This window comes from Mesorhizobium sp. B1-1-5 (assembly GCF_006443065.1).
In the GTDB taxonomy this organism is placed as follows: domain Bacteria; phylum Pseudomonadota; class Alphaproteobacteria; order Rhizobiales; family Rhizobiaceae; genus Mesorhizobium.
The window spans coordinates 1-1,364 of the sequence record NZ_VFWS01000409.1; the positions used below are offsets into that span (position 1 = coordinate 1).

The window sequence follows — 1,364 nt, forward strand, 5'->3', positions numbered from 1 at the left end:
CAATCGTCATTGTCTGCGGCGCCGGATTTTTCGCCTATGCCTGGAAGCCGGCAATCGATCCTGTCGAGCCGCCTCAACGATCGTCGTTCGACCCGGCGTTGATCGAGAAAGGCGCTGTGCTGGCCTCGGTCGGCAATTGCACCTCCTGCCACACCAGGCCCGGTGAAAAGTCCTATGCCGGCGGGCTCGCCGTGCCGACGCCGTTCGGCACCATCTATTCGACCAACATCACGCCAGATCCACAGACCGGCATAGGCCGCTGGTCGCAGGCAGCCTTCAACCGCGCCATGCGCGAAGGCGTCGACCGCGAGGGCAGGCATCTCTACCCGGCCTTCCCATTCGATCATTTCACGCGTGTCTCCGATGAGGACAACCGCGCGCTCTACGCCTATCTGATGACGCGCCAGCCGGTGAACAACCCGCCGCCTCCGAACGAGTTGCCTTTCCCGCTCGATATGCGCCTGGTGCTGGCCGGCTGGAAGCTGCTGTTCTTCGACAGGGGCGCCTATCAAAACGATGCGTCGCAAAGCACGCAGTGGAACCGCGGCGCCTATCTGGTCGATGGGCTCGGTCATTGCGGCGCCTGCCACACGCCGCGTAATCGGTTCGGCGCGGAAGAGAAGGGGTCGCACATGGCCGGCGGCGAGGCCGAAGGCTGGACGGCCTTTGCGCTCGAGGGCACTTCACCGGCGCCGATACCGTGGACGCATGACAGCCTGTTTGCCTATCTCAGGCAAGGCTGGCATGCCGACCACGGCGTCGCCAATGGCCCGATGGGCGAAGTGACGGGCAATCTCGGCCGGCTTCCCGATGCCGACATCGACGCCATGGCCACTTACGTCATGTCGCTCATGGGCGAACCATCCGCCGAACGGACGGCAGCCGCGCAGGCTATCCGCGGCCGCGCCGCGGCCGACCCGGCGTCCACCGCCGCCGTGGTGCCGACATCCGCCGATACGCCGGCGGCGCGTGGAGCCGTCATCTACCAGGCCGCATGCGCCACCTGCCACGACGGCGGCCGTCCGCCGCCTTTTGGCGGTATCAATTTCCATCTGTCGAGCGCGGTCAACGCGCCAGATCCGCAGAACGTCATCAACACCGTGCTGTTCGGCCTGCCGGCGGCGGGTGGACGCCCGAGCGCCATCATGCCGGGATTCGCAGCGACGCTGAAGGACGACCAGGTGAATGACCTGCTGGCCTATCTGCGCGATGCCTTTGCCGGCAAGCCGGCCTGGCAGGATGCGGCGGCCAGGATCGCCGAGACGAGGAGGGGAAACTACCGGGGCAGCGTTCGGCCCTCGGACGGCATCGAGCGCGGCCCGGACAATGTAGGAGCGAAGGACAGATGATCAATCTCAACGTCA

At 66.1% G+C, this 1,364-nt stretch carries 1 protein-coding gene; it reads left to right on the forward strand.

Features of this window, described 5'->3' with window-relative positions; all coding sequences use genetic code 11:
• Positions 1-53: 53 nt before the first annotated feature.
• The gene (locus tag FJ980_RS31890) at positions 54-1,349 is read left to right on the forward strand and encodes a cytochrome c (RefSeq protein ID WP_246676664.1); all 1,296 of its coding nucleotides are present in this window, start codon (positions 54-56) and stop codon (positions 1,347-1,349) included.
• The last annotated feature ends 15 nt before the right edge of the window (positions 1,350-1,364 follow it).